Origin of the sequence: Rhodococcus sp. DMF-1, assembly GCF_021441945.1 — a bacterium.
In the GTDB taxonomy this organism is placed as follows: domain Bacteria; phylum Actinomycetota; class Actinomycetes; order Mycobacteriales; family Mycobacteriaceae; genus Rhodococcus; species Rhodococcus ruber.
Genome location: NZ_CP090442.1, coordinates 2464725 through 2484650, shown reverse-complemented (window position 1 = coordinate 2484650; position 19926 = coordinate 2464725). Strand labels below are relative to the sequence as shown.

The following is a 19926-nucleotide window of genomic DNA, read 5'->3' as shown; positions in this document are numbered from 1 at the left end:
TCGACGTTCTTGACTCTCTCGCTGGGGGAGGGTCGACGGTGGAGGCATGCGAACGAACAGCATCTTCCCCGTGGTCCCCGCTCACGACGTCGCCCGCAGCCGCGACTTCTATGCCGGGCTGCTCGGTCTGCGTGTGGTTTTCGACAGCGGCTGGTATGTCCAGTTGCAGGCGGCGACCGACGAGACCGTGCAGCTCGGTCTCGTGGCACGCGGCCACGAGACGATTCCCCGAGCCCATCTCTCCGCTCCCGCCGGCGTGCTGATCTCGGTGGAGGTCGACGACGTGGACGCCGTGTATGCGCGCGCCGGCGACCTCGCACTCCCGGTCGCGTCGGACCTGCGCGACGAGGACTTCGGGCAGCGGCACTTCATGACCGTCGATCCCGACGGCCTGCTCGTCGACGTGATCACGGTGATCCCGTACGCGCCGGAGGTTGCCGGAAGCGGGGCGGTGGTGACCGGGTGAGCCCGGCCGACGGCTGGCTGAGCATCGGCGAGTTCGCGCGGATGTCGCGGCTGAGCGTCAGGACGCTGCGCCACTACGACCGCGAACGGCTGCTCGCTCCAGGCCGGGTCGATCCGCGTACCGGATACCGGTACTACTCGCGGGAGCAACTCGCCTCGGCTCTGCGCATCGCGGTGTTGCGCCGAGCCGAGGTGTCCGTCCCCGCGATCCGTCTCCTCCTGCAGGATCCCGGACACACCGAGGCCGTCCTCGCCGCGGAGCGGGATCGGATCGAGCGCGAGGCCGACCGTAAGCGCCGCGCGCTCGCCCTCGTCGCGTCGCTCGCCGAGGCCGAAGCCGGCGGACTCTCCGTGCGCCGGCACCGGGTCGAGGATCGAACGGTCTTGTGGCGCAGTGGGGGATCGACCGCCGAATCTCTCGATTCGGATGTGACGAATCTCGTGACGGCGCTGCTGGCCGAGGCGTCGAGCGCCGGGCTGCCCACCGACGCGCCGGTGGTGGGGCAGTACCCGGCCACCCTCGACGGCGTGGTGCAGTTCGGCGTCGGTCTCGAGTTGCGGTCCCCGCCCGGACGTGCGGAAACTGCCACGACGACGCTGCCGGGCGGGGCGTTCGCGGGCGTGGACTTCGTCGGTCCGGTCGCGCTGCTCCCGGTCGCCTACCACGCACTGTTCGGGTGGCTCGACGAGCGCGGTCTCGCGGCCGAGGGGCCGTTCCGGGAGTACTACCTCGCCGACCCGCGCGACGTCGCTCCCGATGCGATGCGTACGCGGGTGCTGCACCCCGTCCCCGGTGACCACGTTCCGGGATGAGGGGTCCCCGAGGCCGGCGCGCCGAGGCTCCCGCGCCGGCCTCGCCCCACCGGATCGACCGACTCAGGCCCAGCCGTAGGTCCGTTCGACCGCCCGGTTCCACTCGGCGTAGAGCCGTTCCCGCTCGGCGGCGTCCATCTTCGGTTCCCAGGTGCGGCCGGCCGCCCAGTTGTGGCGGATGGCGTCCTCACCCTCCCAGAAGCCGACCGCCAGGCCCGCCGCGTACGCCGCGCCGAGCGCGGTGGTCTCGGAGACCACGGGGCGGACCACGGGGGCGCCGAGGATGTCCGACTGGAACTGCATCAGGGTCTCGTTGACGACCATCCCGCCGTCCACCTTCAGCGTGTGCAGTTCGACACCGGAGTCGGCGTGCATCGCCTCGATGACCTCACGGGTCTGGTAGGCGGTCGCCTCGAGTGCGGCCCGCGCCAGGTGCCCCCGGTTGACGAAGCGGGTGAGACCGGCGATCACCCCGCGCGCATCGGGTCGCCATCGCGGTGCGAACAGTCCCGAGAACGCCGGTACGAAGTAGGCACCGCCGTTGTCGGGGACGGTCGCGGCGAGGTCCTCGATCTCCGCGGCCGTGCGGACGAGCCCCAGATTGTCGCGCATCCACTGCACGAGCGAGCCCGTGACGGCAATCGAACCCTCGAGGGCGTACACCGCCGGGGCGTCGCCGACGCGGTAGCAGACGGTGGTCAGCAGCCCGTGCTCGCTGCGCACCGGCGTCGTCCCGGTGTTGAGAAGCAGGAAGTTGCCGGTCCCGTAGGTGTTCTTGGCCTCACCCGGCGACAGGCATGCCTGACCGAACGTCGCGGCCTGCTGGTCTCCGAGGATGCCGGCCACCGGGACGCCGGCCAGCGGTCCGCGGTCGCGGGCGTATCCGTAGATCTCGGACGAACTCCGGATCTCCGGCAGCATCGACATCGGAATGCCGAAATCCGCACAGATGTCCGGATCCCATTGCAGCGTCTCGAGATTCATGAGCATCGTGCGCGAGGCGTTGGTGACGTCGGTGAGGTGCACCCCGGGCTGCCGGTTGCCCGCGCCGGTGCCGCCGGTGAGATTCCACAGGATCCAGCTGTCCACCGTCCCGAACGCGAGTTCGCCGGCCTCCGCCTGCTCCCGGGCGCCCTCGACGTTGTCGAGGATCCACCGCACCTTCGGGCCCGCGAAGTACGTCGACAGCGGCAGGCCCGTGGCGTCGCGATACCGGTCCACGCCCGCGTCCCCGGCGAGCTGCTCGACGAGGCGATCGGTGCGGGTGTCCTGCCACACGATCGCGTTGTGGACGGGCCGGCCCGTGGAGCGTTCCCACACCACCGTGGTCTCACGCTGGTTGGTGATCCCGATCGCGGCGATGTCGGCGCGCGTGAGATCCGCCTTCGCCAGGGCCAGGGCGGCGACCTCGCGAGTGTTGATCCACAGTGTTTCCGGATCGTGTTCCACCCAGCCGGCGCGGGGAAGGATCTGTTCGTGCTCGGTCTGGGCCCAGGCCACGATGCGACCGTCGTGGTCGAAGATGATGCAGCGACTCGACGTGGTCCCCTGATCGATCGCGGCGATGTATCGGGTCACGGCAACCTCTCCGGGCGTGTGGTTCGGGACGGCAGTCTGCGGACGAACCTACTACCCTGAGTGCGGAAACGTCGGCGACTCACGGGAGCAATGCGGTGACCAACCAACCAGGCGTCCAGGTCCTCGGGCCGCAACAGCGCCGTGACGCATGGCGACGACTCGGCTCGGAGCACTTCGACGTGGTGGTCGTCGGCGGCGGTGTCGTCGGCGCCGGCGCCGCCCTGGACGCCGCCACCCGCGGGCTGCGGGTCGCACTGGTGGAGGCGCGGGACTTCGCCTCGGGCACGTCGAGCCGCTCGTCGAAGATGTTCCACGGCGGGCTGCGCTATCTCGAGCAGCTCGAGTTCGGCCTCGTCCGTGAGGCGCTGCGCGAGCGCGAACTGTCGCTGTCGACGCTGGCCCCGCATCTGGTCAAGCCGCTGAAGTTCCTCTTCCCCCTCACCCACCGCGGGTGGGAGCGCCCGTACGTCGCTGCGGGCATCTTCCTCTACGACCGGATGGGCGGCGCCAAATCCGTGCCCGCGCAGAAGCATCTGACCCGGTCCGGCGCGCTGCGCATGGCACCCGGGCTCAAACGCAACTCGCTCGTGGGCGGGATCCGGTACTACGACACCGTCGTCGACGACGCCCGCCACACCATGACGGTGGCTCGCACCGCCGCCCACTACGGCGCCGTCGTACGCACGTCGACCCAGGTGGTCGGGTTCCTGCGCGAGGCCGACCGGGTCTCGGGTGTACGGGTGCGCGACTCGGAGGACGGCTCGGTCACCGAGGTGAGGGCGCACGTGGTGATCAACGCCACGGGGGTGTGGACCGACGAGATCCAGGCCCTGTCCCGGCAGCGCGGCCGGTTCCGGGTGCGCGCCTCGAAAGGCGTGCACATCGTGGTGCCGCGCGACCGGATCGTCAGCGACTCGGCGATCATCCTGCGCACCGAGAAGTCCGTGCTGTTCGTGATCCCGTGGGGCAGCCACTGGATCATCGGCACCACCGACACCGACTGGAATCTCGACCTCGCCCACCCCGCCGCGACGAAGGCCGACATCGACTACATCCTCGACCACGTGAACCGGGTCCTGGTCGTCCCGCTCACCCACGGCGACATCGACGGCGTGTACGCGGGACTGCGGCCGTTGCTGGCGGGGGAGAGCGACGAGACGTCGAAGCTCTCGCGCGAGCACGCCGTCGCCCGGGTCGCGCCCGGTCTCGTCGCGATCGCCGGCGGCAAGTACACCACCTACCGGGTGATGGCCGAGGATGCCGTCGACCTGGCGGCCGAGGACATCCCCGCCCGCATCGCCCCGTCCATCACCGAACGGGTGCCGCTGGCGGGGGCCGACGGCTACTTCGCGCTCGTGAACCAGACGATGCAGCTCGCCGAGCGGTACGGCCTGCATCCGTACCGGATCAAGCATCTGCTCGACCGGTACGGGTCGCTGATCGACGAGGTGCTCGAGGCGGCGGCCGACCGTCCCGAGTTGCTCGAACCGCTCACCGACGCCCCCCAGTACCTGCAGGTGGAGGTCGTGTACGCGGCGGCCGCGGAGGGCGCGCTGCACCTCGAGGACATCCTCGCGCGCCGCACCCGCATCTCCATCGAGTACCCGCACCGCGGCGTGCACTGCGCCGAGCAGACCGCCCGCCTGGTGGCACCCGTCCTGGGCTGGGACGCCGCGACGGTGGAGCAGGAGATCGCGACCTACCGGGCGAGGGTCGACGCCGAGATCGAATCGCAGAGCCGGCCCGACGACGAGTCCGCCGACGCGCTGCGGGCGGCTGCCCCGGAGGCGCGCGCGGAGATCCTCGAACCGGTGCCCACCGGCGCCTGAGACGCCCTCGGCGCGACGGCGGCCCGGCCGTCGAGGACGCCGACGTCGGTGGGTCGACGTGTCAGTGGGTCAGGACGACCTTGACGAGCACCACGGTCGCGGCCACCGTGGTGAGCGCGACGGCACTGACCAGCGAGGTCCGGCCCGGCCGCTCCCCCTTGAGGCGACCGATGACGAAGACGATCCCCCCGATCCGTGCCAGCACGGCGACCTCGGCGAGCAACTGGGCGGTGCGCGGTTCGAGCCAACCCAGCCAGCCGATTCCCAGGATCACGCACGGCAGCACCGCCGAACTCAGGATCGGCACGGAGTTGCGCAGTTCGGCGAGCTTCTCCGCCCGGGTCAACGGGGTGCCCTGGCGCACGGTGTGCCCGACCGCCTCGGCGAACACGTGGGCGACGAACGTCGACAGTGCCGTGCCGAGCACGATCGCGATGCCGACGTACTTCGGCCCGGTGACGATCGGCACGAGGGCCGCGAGCACCAGCACGTTGCCGTAGATGTAGGCGCTGATGCGACTGGCGGCGTTGCCGCGGTCGAGCGGCATGCGCCGGGAGAACAACGGGCCGTGCAGGAGTGCGTTGGCATCGGAGTCCATGCCGACCAGGGTGACAGACCGGGGAGCGTACCGAGACGGCAACCGCGTGCATCCGTCGCGGCCGGCCCGGCGCGTAGGATCCGACGTCGCAGACGGTCGACGACGGGATCGCGGTGGTGGAGAGGGTGCGACGGCGCTGGGGCGGCACCGACATGGCGGAACGCCGGCGGGCACGCCGCGACGCGCTGCTGTCGGCGGGCATCGATCTGCTCGGCGCGCCCGACGGACCGGCGGTCAACGTACGCGCCGTGTGCCGGGCGGCCGGACTGACCGAACGGTACTTCTACGAGAGCTTCGACGACCGGGACGCGTTCGTGCGCGCCGTGTATGCGGCGGTCGGGGAACACGTGCGCGCAGTGCTGGAGGGCGCGGTCGGCACGGTCCCGCAGCCGCGGGACGTTCCCGGGGCGGCGGTCCGGGCCTTCGTCGAGCTGATCGTGGACCGCCCGGCCGTGGGCCGGGTGCTGCTGCTCGGCCCGCTGCGGGAACCGGCCCTCGGCGGGCAGGGCCTCGATCTCGCTCCCGCATTCGTGACGCTCGTCCGGCAGCAGCTCACCGCGATCGCCGATCGCGACGAGCGGCACCTGGTGGCCGTGGGGTTGGTCGGGGCACTGACGAGCCTGTTCATCGGCTACCTGGACGGCACCGTCACGGTGGCGCCGGAGCGGTTGGTGCGGCACTGTGTGAGCCTGCTGGTCCAGGCCGGAGGTGTACGGCCCCGGCCGGAGGGGTATCCGCACCACGACAGCACGCTCGACGAAAGGAGGGGCATCATGCCCAGGTCGTCGATCAAGGACGAGAAGCTCTATCAGGAACTACGTGACGACGGCGCCTCCAAGGAGAAGGCCGCCCGAATCTCGAACGCGGCCGCGAATCGTGGCCGTTCCTCCGTCGGGCACAAGGGCGGCAAGTCGGGGTCCTACGAGGATTGGACGGTCGACGAGTTGAAGAAGAGGGCGAAGGAACTCGGGATGTCGGGTTACTCGTCCAAGCGCAAGAGCGAGCTCATCGACGCTCTGCGCAACCACTGAGGCGCAACCACTGAGGCGCAACCACTGAGCCGACCGCGCGGTCGCCGCGCCGGCTCGGCCGGCGGAGCGGGGGCGACTCACCCGTCCTCGCTCCGCGGCTGACAGTGCGGGCACCAGTCGATCTTGCGGTCCGGGTCCCCGGCCGACCCCAGCATCCCGGTGCGGATCACCGTGCCGCACCGGCGGCACGGCTTGCCCGCGCGCCCGTACACCCATGTGCCCCGGCCGGGCCGGCGGTCGCCGGTGGTGATCCGGCTGACACGGTCCCGATTGAACATCAGCAGCCGGTGCGCCAGATCGACCCAGGCGGCCGGATCTCCCGCGTCCGCAACCGGAGTCGCCGGGTGTACGCCCCGCAGGAAGCACAGTTCGCACCGGTACACGTTGCCCACCCCGGCCATCACCCGTTGATCGAGCAGCGCCAGACCGACGGGGCGGCCCGGGTCGCGCGCCAGGTTCGCCGCCGCGACGGCCGGGTCCCAGTCCGGCCCGAGCAGATCCGGGCCCAGGTGTCCCACGGCCTCCGCCTCGCGGTCGCGGTCCAGGACCTCGACGGTGCCGAGATCGAAGCCGACGGCCTCGGCGTCCGCGACCGCCAGCACGATCCTCGCGTGGTATCCCTGACGGCGCCAGCGCGTCCCGGGTGGGTGGACGTCCCACACTCCCTCCATCTTCAGGTGGGTGTGGACGGTGTGTGCACCGGCGCGGATCAGCAGGTGCTTGCCGCGCGCGAGCACCTCCTCGACCACGGTGCCGGTGAGGTCGACCGTCGCGTACCGGGGCACGCGGATATCGCAGCGCGTCAACGGCTTTCCCGCCAGTGCGCCGCGCAGGAGAGTGGCCGCCCGGAAGACGGTGTCGCCCTCGGGCATCAGGCCCTCAACCGGAAGCCGCGCGGGGTGGCCGAGAAGCCGGCCTCGGCGAGGAACTCGGCGAACGAGTGGCCGTGGATGGAACTGCCGTCGACCTTCTCGACGACGAGAGTGTCCAGGCCCCCGCCCTTGACCGTCCCGGCCAGCGACGTGCACGCGCCGCGGAGAGTTCCCGGGTCGTCGCTGAACGTCAGCACCGTGCGGCCGCCGCGTTCGACGAACAGTCCCAGTTCGCCGTCGACGAGTACGACGAGTCCGCCGGCCTTGCGGCCGGGACGGTGCCGCGGCGAGTCCTCGGGGGCGGCCGACTTGGGCCACGGCAGGGCCGCACCGTACGGATTCGCCGGGTCGCAGGCGGCCAGGGTCACCGCCGGGGTGTCGGTGTGGCGGCCCTCGAGCGATTCGCCGTAGGACCGCAACCGGTCCACGACCTCCGGCGTCGAGAACTGGGCACCGCCGAGCGTGTCGACGAAGTAGCCGCGCCGGCACCGACCGGTCTCCTCGAACCGGCTCAGCACCTTGTACATCAACGCGAAGCCGCCCGGCACGCCCTCGGCGACGACCGCGCCGCGGGTGACCACGCCGTAGCGCTCGAGCAGCAGGTCCGCGGTGGCGTGGGTGCGCACCGTCGGGTCGGTTTCCCGTTCGGGCAGCAGCGACCACCGGCCGCCGACCGTCGGGGGCCCGCTTCGGCTCGGCAGTGCCGGACGTCCGCGGTACATCCGGGCGCGCGGGGCCCGCCGGGGCGTGCGATGCGCGGGGGTGGCGCGTGAGGTGTCGCCGACGAGGGCGCGCAACGCGGCCGGCGCGTCGCCCGAGACGAGTCCGGCCCACACGAGATCCCAGAGAGCCGAGGAGGTTTCCGCGTCCGTGGTGCCCAGGGCGTCGGTGAGCTGGCGGAAGAAGTACGCCCCGCCGCCCGCGAGCGTGTCCAGGATGCCGTGATGGACGTCGGTCCTGTCGATCTCGGCTGCCGGTGCGAGGGTCAGCGGAGCAGTGTCGGCCAGGTGCAGCGAGACCCAGCCGTCCTTGCCGGAGATCTGCCCCGAGCCGGCCCACACGACTTCGCCCGTCGTGGTGAGTTCGTCGAGCATCGTCGGGGAGTAGTCCCGCACCCGGGGGGCGAGGATCAGCGGCTCGAGTGCGCTCGCCGGCACCGGCACCCCGGCCAGCTGCTCGACGACCGTGGCCACTCCGTCCACTCCGCGCAGGCCGCCGCCCACGTGCTGCCACGCCGGCAGGAACCGGCCGAGGGTGGCGGTCCCGACGGGTTCGACCTCCTGTCGTGCCGCAGCGAGCGACCGTCGGCGCAGCCGCCGCAGTACCTCGGTGTCGCACCACTCCGCGCCCGTCGCGCCGGGGCGGAACTCTCCTGCGCTGACCCGTTTCTCGGCAGCCAGCCGATGCAGCACGTCCTGCACCACCGCGGTGCCGAGTCCGAATCCGGCCGCCGCCTCCGCCGCGGTGAACGGGCCGTGGGTGCGGGCGTACCGGCCGATCAGGTCGCCCAGCGGATCGGGCACCGGCTCGACGAACGCCGTCGGCACGCCGATCGGCAACGGGACCCCGAGGGCGTCCCGGAGACGTGAGGCGTCCTCGATGGCCGACCACCGCTCCCGGCCGGCGAAGGACACCTTCAGCACCCGGCGCTGTGCGTCGAGTTCGTCGAGCCAGGCGGCCGGATCGGCGGTGGTGCGCTCGGCGATTTCGGCGTCGGTGAGGGGGCCGAGCAACCGGAGCAGGTCCGCGACACCCTCGGCGTCGCGGGCTCTGCGGTCGGGGGCGAGGTGCTGCAGCTCGAGCTCGGCCCGGGCGATGACGTCGGCGTCGAGCAACTCGCGCAGCTCCACCCGGCCGAGCAGTTCGGCGAGCAGGGTCGAGTCCAGGGACAGGGCCGCGGCGCGCCGCTCGGCCAGGGGACTGTCGCCTTCGTACATGAACGCGCCGACGTAGTCGAACAGCAGCGAGGTCGCGAACGGCGACGCGGTGGCCGTCTCGACCTCCACGATCCGGACCTGCCGCCGGGCGACACGGCCGAGCAGGTTCCGCAGCGCAGGCAGGTCGTAGACGTCCTGGAGGCATTCCCGCACCGTCTCGAGCAGGATCGGGAAGGTGGGGTAGCGACGCGCCACGTCGAGCAGCTGGGCCGACCGCTGACGCTGCTGCCACAGCGGCGCCCGCTTGCCGGGATTGCGGCGGGGCAGCAGCAATGCGCGCGCCGCGCACTCCCGGAAGCGGGACGCGAACAGTGCCGAGCCGCCGACCTGCTCGGTGACGAGGTCCTCGATCTCGTCGGTGTCGAAGGCGAAGACCTCCGCCCCGGGCGGGGCGTCCTCGGTGTCCGGGAGCCGGACGATGATGCCGTCGTCCGACGCCGTGGGTGCGGCCTCGACGCCGTACCGGTCGAGCAGTCGCGCGCCCACGGCGAGTGCCCACGGTGCATGCACCCGCATCCCGTACGGGGAGTGCAGCACCAGGCGCCAGTCGCCGAGTTCGTCGCGGAATCGCTCGACCACCAGGGTGCGGTCGGTGGGCAGCTGCCCGGTGGCGGTGCGCTGCTCCTCGAGCAGCCGGGTCAGGTTCGCGGTCGCGTTGTCGTCCAGGCCGCCGCGACGGCACCGGGCGGCGGCGTCCTCCGGATCGGCGTGCCCGAGTTCGCGCACGAACGCCCCCAGGGCGGCGCCGAGTTCGGCCGGGCGGCCGACCCCGTCGCCGTGCCAGAACGGCAACCGGCCGGGCTGTCCGTAGGCGGGGGAGACCAGCACCCGGTCGAAGGTGATCTCCTCGATGCGCCAGCTCGTCGCGCCGAGCGCGAACACGTCGCCCACCCGGGACTCGTACACCATCTCCTCGTCGAGTTCCCCGACGCGCGTGGCCTTCTCGCCGACCATGTACACGGTGAACAGGCCGCGGTCGGGGATCGTGCCGCCCGAGGTGACGGCCAGCCGCTGCGCGCCGGGCCGGCCGGTGAGAGTGCCGGCGGTGCGATCCCACACCACCCGGGGCCGCAGCTCGGCGAACTCGTCCGACGGATAGCGCCCGGCCAGCAGGTCCAGCGTCGACTCGTACGCCGAGCGCGGCAGCGTCGCGAAGGACCCGCTGCGCCGAACCGTGTCGAACCACTCGTCCACGTCGACCGGCTCGAGCGCGACCGCGGCGACGGTCTGCTGTGCGAGCACGTCCAACGGGTTGGCCGGGACCTGCAGAGCCTCGATGTGCCCGCCCACCATCCGTTCGACCGTGACCGCGCAGTGCACCAGGTCGGTGCGGTGCTTGGGGAACAGCACCCCGCGGGAGACCTCGCCGACCTGATGGCCCGCCCGTCCGACGCGCTGCAGGCCGCTCGCCACCGACGGGGGCGCCGAGACCTGGATCACCAGGTCGACCGCGCCCATGTCGATGCCGAGTTCGAGGCTCGAGGTCGCGACGACGCAGCGCAGCCGCCCGGATTTGAGGTCGTCCTCGATCAGGGCCCGCTGGTCCTTGCTCACCGAGCCGTGGTGGGCCCGCGCCAGCAGCGGTTGTGCGCCGAACGCGACCTCGGTGGGCGCCCCGAGCTGCGCCGGGGGCCGCGGCCGGTGGTCCACCGCCTCGCCCTCGCGTTCGGCGTGGATCTCGTTGAGCCGGGCCGTCAACCGCTCGGCGAGGCGGCGGGAGTTGGCGAACACGATGGTGGAACGGTGCGCGACGATGAGGTCGACGATCTGCTCCTCGACGTGCGGCCAGATCGACCCGGCCTGCGGGACCGCGGGCATCCCGTCGTCCGACAGTTCCGGCTGTACGCCCAGTTCGGTCATGTCCTCGACGGGCACCCGCACCGTCAGATCCCACGTCTTGGCCGACGGCGGGGCGACGATGCGGATCGGCGCCGCCCCGGCGAGGAACCGGCCCACCTCCTCGTGCGGGCGCACCGTCGCCGAAAGGCCGATCCGCTGCGCGGGCCGCCCGAGCAGCACGTCGAGCCGTTCGAGCGAAAGCGCAAGGTGGGAGCCGCGTTTCGTGCCGGCGACGGCGTGCACCTCGTCGACGATGACGGTCTCCACCCCGGCGAGCGTCTCGCGCGCCGCGGAGGTGAGCATGAGGAACAGGGACTCGGGGGTGGTGATGAGGATGTCCGGCGGGGTGCGGATCAGGGCGCGCCGGTCGGTCGCCGACGTGTCGCCCGAACGCACGCCGACGGTGATCTCCGGCGGCTCGAGGCCGAGCCGGCGCGCGGTCTGGGTGATGCCGACCAGCGGCGAGCGCAGGTTCCGTTCCACGTCCACCGCGAGGGCCTTGAGCGGGGAGACGTAGAGCACCCGCGTGCCGGGGTGCCCGGCCGGGGTGGCCGCGAGGCGGTCGAGCGACCACAGGAACGCCGAGAGCGTCTTGCCCGACCCGGTCGGGGCCACCACCAGGGTGTGCGCGCCGGTCGAGATCGACTCCCAGGCCCCGAGCTGCGCGGCGGTCGGGGCCTCGAACGCGCCCGCGAACCACTGCCGGGTGGGCTCGGAGAATCGGCTCAGGACATCGGTCACCGTTCCATGGTGCACCGCCGGTACGACACCGCGGGCACCTCGCGGGTTCCGGACCCGGGTACCCGGCGTCAGTCGGCCAGCGCGAACCGCGCCAGCTGGGCGCAGTGGTGCGACGCCCAGCGGCACCTGCCGGTACGCATCACGCGGCCGACGAGTGCGGCAGCGGCCGGCTCCCACGGCATCGCGGCGAACTGCGCACGGCTGGCCGGCTCGCCGGACCAGCCGATCGACACGATGGGTCCGTCGAGCCGGAACCGCAGCTCCGAATGCGTTGCCGCGAGCACTTCCACGCTCGTGCCGGCCGTCGCCTCGAGGTCGTCGACGGCGACGCTGACCCGTCCGCCGAGCCGGCGTGCCTGCGCGGCCGGAGCCTCGACGTACAACCCCGCGGCCTCGATCGCGCCGACGTGCACGCTCACGAGCGGTTCGGTGGAGCCGTCGCGCGGCGGCAGGCACACCACCGACCAGTACTCGCGTTCACTCATCCGCGGGTTGGGTATCGCGGCGCGGACGTAGTCGCGCAGCCACGTCGTCGCCGCGGTGAACTCCGGGTACTGCTCGAACGTCCGGTAGCGGGTGTCGCGCAGCGGCAGACCCGCCGGGGACAAGGGCGTACGGGCGTTCACTGGATCTGGTCCTCGTGCACGCGGTCACCGTACTCGATCTTGTTTCAGAGGATGACGCCCGGATTGAGAATCGCGTCCGGGTCGAGTGCCGCCTTGATCCGCCGGGTCAGGTCCATCACGTCGGGACCCACCTGATCCGGCAACCACGCCTTCTTCAGCCGGCCCACCCCGTGCTCGCCGGTGATGGTGCCGCCCAGCGCGATCGCCAGGTCCATGATCTGCCCGAACGCCAGGTGCGCCCGCGCCGTCTGGTCGGCGTCGGTGGGGTCGTACACGATCAGCGGATGGGTGTTGCCGTCCCCGGCGTGCGCGATCACCGCCACCGTCACCGCATTGCGCTCGGCGATCTCGGCGACGCCCCCGACGAGTGCCGGCAGTGCCGGCAGGGGAACGCCGACATCCTCGAGCAGCAGGCTGCCGGTCCGTTCGACCGCCGGGATGGCCATCCGCCGCGCCGCCGCGAACGCCTCGCCCTCCTCGGGGTCGTCGGTCGAGAACACCTCGTCGGCGCCGGCGTCCTCGCACGCCTTCACCATCGTCGCGATCTCCTGCGCCGACGCCGTACCGGGCGCGTCGGACCGGGCGATGAGCATCGCCTCGGTGGTGCGGTCCAGCCCCATGTGCAGCGCGTCCTCGACCGCGTTGATCGAGGCACGGTCCATGAACTCGAGCATCGCCGGGCGCAACGTCGCCGTGACGGCCAGCACCGCGTCGGCCGCGGCCTGGACCGAGCCGAACGTGGCGACCATCGTCGACGCCGGCGGCTGCGGCGGGAGGAGCCGCAGCGTCACCTCGGTGATGACGCCGAGGGTGCCCTCGCTGCCGACGAACAGCTTGGTCAGCGACAGCCCCGCCACGTCCTTGACGCGCGGTCCGCCGAGCCGCACCGCGGTGCCGTCGGCGAGCACCACCTCGAGTCCGAGCACGTAGTCCGTGGTGACGCCGTACTTCACGCAGCACAGCCCACCGGCGTTGGTCGCCGCGTTGCCCCCGATGGTGCACATCTCGAACGACGACGGGTCGGGCGGATACCACAGCCCGTGCTCGGCCGCGGCCCGCTTGACCTCGGCGTTGAGCAGTCCCGGCTGGACGACCGCCGTGCGGGTGACCGGGTCCACGGCGACCGCCCGCATCCGCTCGGTGCTCAGCACGATCCCGCCCGGGACGCCGCCCGCCCCGCCGGACAGGCTGGTGCCCGCGCCACGCGGCACCACCGGCACCCGGTGCGTGCTCGCCCACCTCAGTGTGGCCTGCACGTCCGCCGTGCGGGTGGCCCGCACGACCGCGCGCGGCACCGCCGCGTCCGGGTCGCGGGCCCAGTCCTGCCGGTACCCGGCGAGCAGGTCCGGATCGGTGATCAGCGCGCCGTCCGGGAGCTGGTCGGCGAGTTCGGCGAGATCGGCGGGCACGGTCAGCCTGCCGGGGTGAGGTAGCGGGCGCGCAGCTTGTGCTTGACGAGTTTGCCGGTGGGCGTGCGCGGCAGGTCGTCGGAGAAGTCGATGCTGCGCGGCGCCTTGAAGTGGGAGACGCGCTCGCGGACGAAGTCGAGGAGCTCGCGCTCGACCTCGGGCCCGGGCTCGACGCCGTCGGCGAGCTGGACCACGGCCTTGACCTCCTCGCCCATCTCCTCGTTGGGGACCCCGATCACGGCGACGTCGTACACCTTGGGATGCAGGGTGAGCACGTTCTCCGACTCCTGGGGGTAGATGTTCACGCCGCCGGAGATGATGGTGAACGCCGCCCTGTCGGTGAGGTACAGGTAGCGCTCCTCGTCGAGGTATCCGATGTCGCCGCTCGTGGTCCACGTCGGATGGTCGGGATGGGTGGCCTGGCGGGTCTTCTCGGGATCGTTGTGGTACCGGAACGGATGCTCGTCCCGTTCCCACCACACGGTGCCGACCGCGCCGGTGGGTAGTTCGCGGCCCTCGTCGTCGCAGATGTGGACGATTCCCATGACCCCGTCGCGCCCGACCGACCCGGGATGCGCGAGCGCCTGCTGCGAGTCGATGAACGTGGCGCCGGCACCCTCGGTGGAGGCGTAGTACTCGTACACGACCGGACCCCACCACTCGATCATCGCGCGCTTGATCTCCGGCGGGCACGGTGCCGCCGCATGGATGGCGACCTTCAGGCTCGACACGTCGTACCTGCCGCGCACCTCCTCGGGAAGCTTGAGCATCCGCACGAACATCGTCGGGACCCACTGGCTGTGCGTGACCCGGTAACGGTCGATCAGGGCGAGTGCCTCCTCGGGCTCGAACCGGTCCATGAGGATCACGGTGCCCCCGACCGACTGGATGGTGCCGCAGAAGCGCAGGGGGGCAGCATGATAGAGGGGAGCGGGGCACAGGTAGACGGTGTCGGCGTCGAATCCGTACATCGGCGCGAACACCGCCGTGTAGGGATCCGGAACGTCCTGCACCTGGCCCTCGGGCAACTTCGGCTCGATGCCCTTGGGCCGTCCGGTCGTTCCGGACGAGTACAGCATGTCCTGGCCACGCGGCTGCGACTCGAGGGGCGAGGTGTCGAACGCCGCGAGTGCCTCGGAGTAGTCGTCGAAGCCGGGCAGCACACCGCCGTACACGAGCCGTCGGTCCACGTTCGGGTAGGCCTCGGTGCCGGTGTCGATCGCGGTGGCCGCACCGGCCGAGGCGACGAGCACCTTCGCACCGCAGTCGTTCACCACGTACGCGGCCTCGGACGGGGTCAGATGCCAGTTCACCACCGTGATGTACAGGCCGGACCGCAGCGCCGCCCAGTAGACCTCCATGACCCGCAGGTCGTTGTCGGAGATCAGCGCGATGTGATCGCCCGGCTCGAGGCCCGCGGCGCGCAGGTACTTCGCGAGGCGGACGGAGTTCTCGTCGAGCTGCCGGTAGGTGAGCGACTCCCCGGTGGCGGGCCGCACGATAGCGGGCTTGTCGGGCGTCGTGGCGACGAAGTTCCCAGGAAACATGTTCCCTGGTCTACCACAGCTGTGGCCCGGGTCACGTGAGTCGCGCGCCCGCGGTGCCGTCGCTCGACCGGACCGCCCGGCCGGGCGTACCCTCACCCGCACGTGCACGGCACCGCAACACGCGGACGGGAGGACGACGTGGCGCTCGCTCTCGAGAAGGACCGCCTGGTGTTCGAGTTCCCGGAGGTGCATCCCGCCGCCCGCATGGCCGTCTCCTTCCACCGCACCCTGCGGGTGCCGGACGACGGCAACACCTATCCGTTGCCGCCCGGCCTGGGCCGGTTCCCGCTGCGGACCGTCGCCGAACTCGACGAGGCCGCGCTGCCGTCTTCGTGGCGATCCCACGGCGGCCTCGTGATGCCGATGTGGCAGGCGGAGGCGTGCTGGCTCGGGTTCGAGTCCCGGTACCCGTTCCTGGTCAAGGTCGGCGCCGGGGACGTCGACGCGCTCACCGGCGAACCCTGGTCGCCGGAGCCGGACTTCGGACGCGAGGACTATCTCGAGGTGCCGGCGCAACCGTGGCTCGACGGCTACGTCGTGGCGCACGGCCGGGTGCGCCAGTTCGTCGCGATGCCGCTCGGGTCCGGCTACAGCCTCGAGGAGCAACTGCGGTCCGGGCCGGCGCGGGGCGGGATCCGCGTCGCGGCCCGCCCCATGCGGGCGCAGCGATGGGAGGAGCGCGCCGGATTCGACGCCCGGCGCCCGCTGCCCGCCTTCGCGCCGGCCCCGGCGATGGGACTCGGTGCCGGCGGATCCGTCGACCAGGGCGTCGCCACCCCGGTCGAGTCGCACGACGCGTGGGATCTCGACCACCGCTCCGTGGTCGAGGTGCACCTGGTGAACAGCGAGCAGTGGCGCGCGATCACGGACCAGGATCCACCGACCCGGCCCCCGGCCGCGAGCGACTACACGGCGCGCGGCTTCCCGTGGTTCGAACTCTACGACGAGACCGTCGCGCGGCAGGGGGCGGCGCCACTCGCGGACGTCGACACCGTCGCCGACGTCGGGCGCCGGCGGGGAGAGCCGTTGCCCGACAACGAGACCGTCACCGTGCCCGAACCCGTCCGGATCCGGCCGGCCCCGCGCGAGCCTGGCCGTCGCGGATGATCCGACGGTATCGTCTGTCGACATGGGGCGGATCACCCAGCGTGTCGAACCGGAACCGCTTGCCGACTGGCTGATCGGGCACGGTCGCGCGGCGGTCGCCTTCGACGAGGCCGGGTCGGTCACCGCGCTGCCCGCGCGGGTCCGGCGGCGCGACGGCCGGTTGTGGGTCGGTGTGCCGCGGGAATCGGTGCCGCCGTCGGCCGGACTCGATCGGGTCACCGTCCTGCTCGACGACGGCGAATTCTGGTTCGAGCTGCGGGCGGTGAACTGGCGCGGACGCCTGACGCCGGCGGACGCCCCCGACGGTCGGGAGGACCTCGCCTGGTTCGTCTTCACGCCCCGACGCGCCACCGCGTGGGACTACGCGACCCTGCACGAGGAGCGGGACTCGTGAAGGCCGACGACGCCGTCGTGCGCGACTTCCTCGACCGCGCCCGCGTCGCGCGCCTGGCGACCCGCTCACCGAAGGGCGCGGCGGCCCTGGCGCCCCTGTGGTTCGTGCAGGTCGACGGCCGGCTGTACTTCGGCACCGGGCGCGACACCGTGGCGGCGCGCAACGCCGCCGCGAATCCCGACGTCGTCGTGCTGCTCGACGACGGCGAGCGCGGACCGGTCCTGCGGTTGCGCGGCCGGGCCACCGTGCGGCCGGGGGCGCCGCCCGCGGCCGTCACGGCCCGTTTCGGGCGGAAGTACTACCTGGGCGGATGGCGCTCGGAGCTGTCGCACGCGCGGAGCTGGTTCCTGCGTACCCGGTACTACGGGCAGAGCGCGCCGGCCACGATCGTCGTCGAACCGGGAGAGGCCGAGCTGCTGCGGCGGCCCTGAGGGGTGTCCCTCACGACGGCGGTCCGGCGTTCACGGCGGCGACGTGCCGCAGCCAGTCGGCCAGCGCCTGGAACCGCTGCCGATCGGGGTGGTGGAACACCACGGTGTCGGGATCCGTCGGCGCCGGCGCACCGTCCCGCCCGCTGCCCGTCACGATCCGGAGCATGCCGTCGGTCTGCGGCAGCGCCGGACGGAACTGCACGTCGCTCACGTCCCGCAACCGGATCCTTCTGGGCGTCAACGGAACCGGTCCCAGAGCTCGTGCCACGGGACCCTCCCGCAGGATCCACAGCCGGTCGCCCTGCACGACGATCTGCCCGCCCCACCCGTGGTACCGGCGCATCGGCAGCACCGGGTCGGGCGGGTCGGCCACCGGTCCGGGCGCCAGCCGTGGCACCGTCACCGGCGGCCCGTCGAGGACGCGCTCGTCGATCTCGTCGGCCGGGGTCACCGACACCGTCACCTCGGCGGCCAGCCGGGATCCGCTCACCGCGGCCCGTGCGGCGGTGCGCAGCCCCCGCCCGGACAGGTGCGTCACGATCGGCAGCAGCCGCGCGCTGGACCGCCGGCCGAGATACCCGCACGGACGATCGTCCACCCGCACCTCCACCAGCGCGCCGTCCGCCTCGTGCAGGGTGACGAGCAGGGCGTACTTGCCGGGCGGGTCGGCGTAGGGGTGCAGCAGGTCGAAGTGCTGTTCCTCCCCGGTGACCTGCAGGGTGCGACCCGAGGGCAGCAGCGTGTAGGGCACGTCCGGCGGATCGTTGCGGGGCACCAGCCGGGCCGGGGCGCCGAGGCTGACCGTGACGCGCGCGATGATGCGCCCGCTGCGGCCGGGGTCGTCGTTGTAGGTGCCCGCGTCCGCGGCCCAGATGCGGCCCGGCACGGTCGGCAGGTACCCGCCGGCGACGACGCGGCGCAGCACCGGCCCGTAGCGCAGCGCGTCGCCGTCGCCGAGGATCCCGACCGTCAGCCCGTCCGCGCGCACGCTGACGCCGTGCGTCTCCGGCAGCAGGGACACGTCCCTGCGGATCTCGGCGCCGGCCGGGTCGAACGCCGCACCGAGGGTCCGCACGATGTGCTCGGTCCAGGCGAACTCGCCCTCGATCTCGGTGTCGAACCGGTCCGGTCGGCACCCCCACAGTCGATACGGAACCAACTTGTCGCTCAACCGAACTCCACGCCCTGCGCCAGGGGGAGATCGCCGGAGAAGTTGACGGTGTTCGTGGCGCGGCGCATGTACGCCTTCCACGAGTCCGAACCCGACTCGCGTCCGCCGCCGGTCTCCTTCTCGCCGCCGAACGCGCCCCCGATCTCGGCGCCGGAGGTGCCGATGTTGACGTTGGCGATGCCGCAGTCCGAGGCGGCGAGGAAACGCTCGGCCTCACGCTGGTCGGTGGTGAAGATCGACGACGACAGCCCTTGGGGCACCCCGTTGTGCAGGGCGATCGCCTCGTCGAAGTCGTCGTAGGTCAGCACGTAGAGGATCGGAGCGAACGTCTCCTCGCGCACCACGTCCGTCTGCGCCGGCATCCGCACGACCGCGGGCCGGACGTACACCCCGTCGCCGGGGACCTCGACCGGATCGCCGCCCGTGACGAGAATGCCGCCGTCGAGCTCGGCGCGCTCGAGCGCCGCCCGCATCGCGGCGTGGGCACGGCCGTCGATCAGCGGGCCCACGAGCACCCCCTCGCCGAACGGATCACCCACCCGCAGTCCCGAATACGCCTTGGCGATCCGCTCGGTCAGTTCGTCGACGACCGAGCGATGGGCGATGAGCCGTCGCAGGGTGGTGCAGCGCTGACCGGTGGTGCCGGCCGCGGCGAACACCACGGCCCGCACGGCGAGGTCGAGGTCGGCGGAAGGGCCGACGATCGCACCGTTGTTGCCGCCGAGTTCGAGCAGGCAGCGCCCGAACCGCGCCGCCACCCGGGGCGCGACGATGCGGCCCATCCGGATCGAGCCCGTTGCGCTGACCAGCGCGACGCGGGGGTCGTCGACCAGCGCCTCACCGACGGCGGCGTCGCCGACGAGGACGTGGTGCAGGCCGCCGGGGGCGCCCACGTCGCGTGCGGCCCGTTCGAGCAGGGCGTGGCAGGCCGACGCGGTGAGCGGCGTCTTCTCCGACGGCTTCCACACCACCGGATCGCCGCACACCAGCGCGATCGCGGTGTTCCAGGACCACACGGCGACGGGGAAGTTGAACGCCGAGATCACCGCGACCACCCCCAGCGGATGCCACGTTTCCATCAGGCGGTGGCCGGGTCGCTCCGACGGCATGGTGTGGCCGTAGAGTTGGCGCGCGAGGCCCACCGCGAATTCGCAGATGTCGATCATCTCCTGCACCTCGCCGAGCGCCTCGGAAGGGATCTTCCCGGCCTCGAGCGTGACGAGTTCGGCGAGATCGGACTTGTGCTCGCCGAGCAGTTCCCCGAGCCTGCGGACCAGCCGTCCTCGCACCGGCGCAGGAACCTGCCGCCAGCGTTCGAAGGCCGTGCTCGCCGCGGTGACCGCGGCATCGACATCCTCCGCGCGTGCCGGGTGCAGGCGCGCGAGCTCCGAACCGTCGATCGGGCTGGTGACCGGGTGCGGGCCGTCGAGCGCGGGCGCGCCCGCCCCGCAGCGGCGCAGCGCGGCCACGGCGCGATCGTGGAGATTGCCAGTCGGATTCATCGTCGATGTCCTTTCCGGGTCGGTTAGCCTGCGCTG

General features: G+C 72.2%; 16 protein-coding genes and 1 pseudogene. 8 read left to right on the top strand and 9 right to left on the bottom strand.

Annotated features, from left to right (window positions below):
* Positions 1-46: 46 nt before the first annotated feature.
* Together LZP97_RS11480 and LZP97_RS11475 are read left to right on the top strand one after the other, a co-directional pair.
* Positions 47-466, top strand: a complete 420-nt coding sequence (locus LZP97_RS11480; protein ID WP_010594808.1) for a VOC family protein — start codon at positions 47-49, stop codon at positions 464-466.
* Positions 463-1278: a MerR family transcriptional regulator gene (locus tag LZP97_RS11475; RefSeq protein WP_048770717.1), complete on the top strand. Its 816-nt coding sequence runs from the start codon at positions 463-465 to the stop codon at positions 1276-1278. Before LZP97_RS11480 ends, LZP97_RS11475 begins: the two co-directional genes overlap by 4 nt.
* Before the next feature lie 63 nt (positions 1279-1341).
* On the opposite strand, the gene glpK is transcribed toward LZP97_RS11475, so the two are convergent.
* On the bottom strand, positions 1342-2856 hold the full coding sequence (glpK, locus tag LZP97_RS11470; protein ID WP_048770719.1) for a glycerol kinase GlpK: 1515 nt from the start codon (positions 2854-2856) through the stop codon (positions 1342-1344).
* Positions 2857-2951: 95 nt separating this feature from the next.
* On the opposite strand from glpK, the gene glpD reads away from it, so the two are divergent.
* Positions 2952-4685: a glycerol-3-phosphate dehydrogenase gene (gene glpD, locus LZP97_RS11465; protein WP_010594805.1), complete on the top strand. Its 1734-nt coding sequence runs from the start codon at positions 2952-2954 to the stop codon at positions 4683-4685.
* Between the two features lie 61 nt (positions 4686-4746).
* Here glpD and LZP97_RS11460 read toward each other — a convergent pair whose 3' ends face one another.
* Entirely contained in the window at positions 4747-5283 is a 537-nt protein-coding gene (locus tag LZP97_RS11460; RefSeq protein WP_010594804.1) for a hypothetical protein, read from the bottom strand.
* 152 nt (positions 5284-5435) lie between these two features.
* Here LZP97_RS11460 and LZP97_RS11455 point away from each other — a divergent pair.
* Positions 5436-5987: pseudogene (locus tag LZP97_RS11455) on the top strand (TetR/AcrR family transcriptional regulator); the annotation flags it as partial.
* 69 nt (positions 5988-6056) lie between these two features.
* Entirely contained in the window at positions 6057-6314 is a 258-nt protein-coding gene (locus LZP97_RS11450; protein ID WP_003935700.1) for a DUF7218 family protein, read from the top strand.
* Between the two features lie 77 nt (positions 6315-6391).
* Here LZP97_RS11450 and LZP97_RS11445 read toward each other — a convergent pair whose 3' ends face one another.
* The 5 genes from LZP97_RS11445 to LZP97_RS11425 all read right to left on the bottom strand — a co-directional run bounded on the left by LZP97_RS11445 (position 6392) and on the right by LZP97_RS11425 (position 15285).
* Positions 6392-7186 carry a DNA-formamidopyrimidine glycosylase family protein gene (locus LZP97_RS11445; RefSeq protein ID WP_010594803.1) on the bottom strand — a complete coding sequence of 265 codons (795 nt, stop codon included), beginning with the start codon at positions 7184-7186 and terminating at the stop codon, positions 6392-6394.
* Positions 7186-11703, bottom strand: a complete 4518-nt coding sequence (locus LZP97_RS11440; protein WP_010594802.1) for an ATP-dependent helicase — start codon at positions 11701-11703, stop codon at positions 7186-7188. Before LZP97_RS11440 ends, LZP97_RS11445 begins: the two co-directional genes overlap by 1 nt.
* A 68-nt stretch (positions 11704-11771) precedes the next feature.
* Positions 11772-12329, bottom strand: coding sequence for a hypothetical protein (locus LZP97_RS11435; RefSeq protein WP_010594801.1), 558 nt, complete (start codon positions 12327-12329; stop codon positions 11772-11774).
* A gap of 44 nt (positions 12330-12373) precedes the next feature.
* Positions 12374-13744 carry an FAD-binding oxidoreductase gene (locus tag LZP97_RS11430; RefSeq protein ID WP_200903436.1) on the bottom strand — a complete coding sequence of 457 codons (1371 nt, stop codon included), beginning with the start codon at positions 13742-13744 and terminating at the stop codon, positions 12374-12376.
* Entirely contained in the window at positions 13741-15285 is a 1545-nt protein-coding gene (locus tag LZP97_RS11425) for an AMP-binding protein (RefSeq protein ID WP_048770723.1), read from the bottom strand. The genes LZP97_RS11430 and LZP97_RS11425 overlap by 4 nt, the downstream gene beginning before the upstream one ends.
* Positions 15286-15423: 138 nt before the next feature.
* On the opposite strand from LZP97_RS11425, the gene LZP97_RS11420 reads away from it, so the two are divergent.
* Genes LZP97_RS11420 through LZP97_RS11410 form a run of 3 tightly spaced genes read left to right on the top strand, consistent with a single transcriptional unit; the run spans position 15424 to position 17217 of the window.
* Positions 15424-16392: a hypothetical protein gene (locus LZP97_RS11420; protein ID WP_010594798.1), complete on the top strand. Its 969-nt coding sequence runs from the start codon at positions 15424-15426 to the stop codon at positions 16390-16392.
* Positions 16393-16414: 22 nt separating this feature from the next.
* Complete coding sequence (locus LZP97_RS11415; RefSeq protein ID WP_010594797.1) at positions 16415-16786, top strand: hypothetical protein; 372 nt, start codon at positions 16415-16417, stop codon at positions 16784-16786.
* Positions 16783-17217 (top strand): pyridoxamine 5'-phosphate oxidase family protein, encoded by a 435-nt coding sequence (locus tag LZP97_RS11410; RefSeq protein ID WP_010594796.1) that lies wholly within the window; start codon positions 16783-16785, stop codon positions 17215-17217. Before LZP97_RS11415 ends, LZP97_RS11410 begins: the two co-directional genes overlap by 4 nt.
* Positions 17218-17227: 10 nt before the next feature.
* Here the strand turns inward: LZP97_RS11410 and LZP97_RS11405 are convergent, their stop codons facing one another.
* Together LZP97_RS11405 and amaB are read right to left on the bottom strand one after the other, a co-directional pair.
* Positions 17228-18388: a DUF4429 domain-containing protein gene (locus tag LZP97_RS11405; protein WP_010594795.1), complete on the bottom strand. Its 1161-nt coding sequence runs from the start codon at positions 18386-18388 to the stop codon at positions 17228-17230.
* On the bottom strand, positions 18385-19890 hold the full coding sequence (amaB, locus tag LZP97_RS11400) for an L-piperidine-6-carboxylate dehydrogenase (protein ID WP_010594794.1): 1506 nt from the start codon (positions 19888-19890) through the stop codon (positions 18385-18387). The genes LZP97_RS11405 and amaB overlap by 4 nt, the downstream gene beginning before the upstream one ends.
* Positions 19891-19926 lie beyond the last annotated feature (36 nt).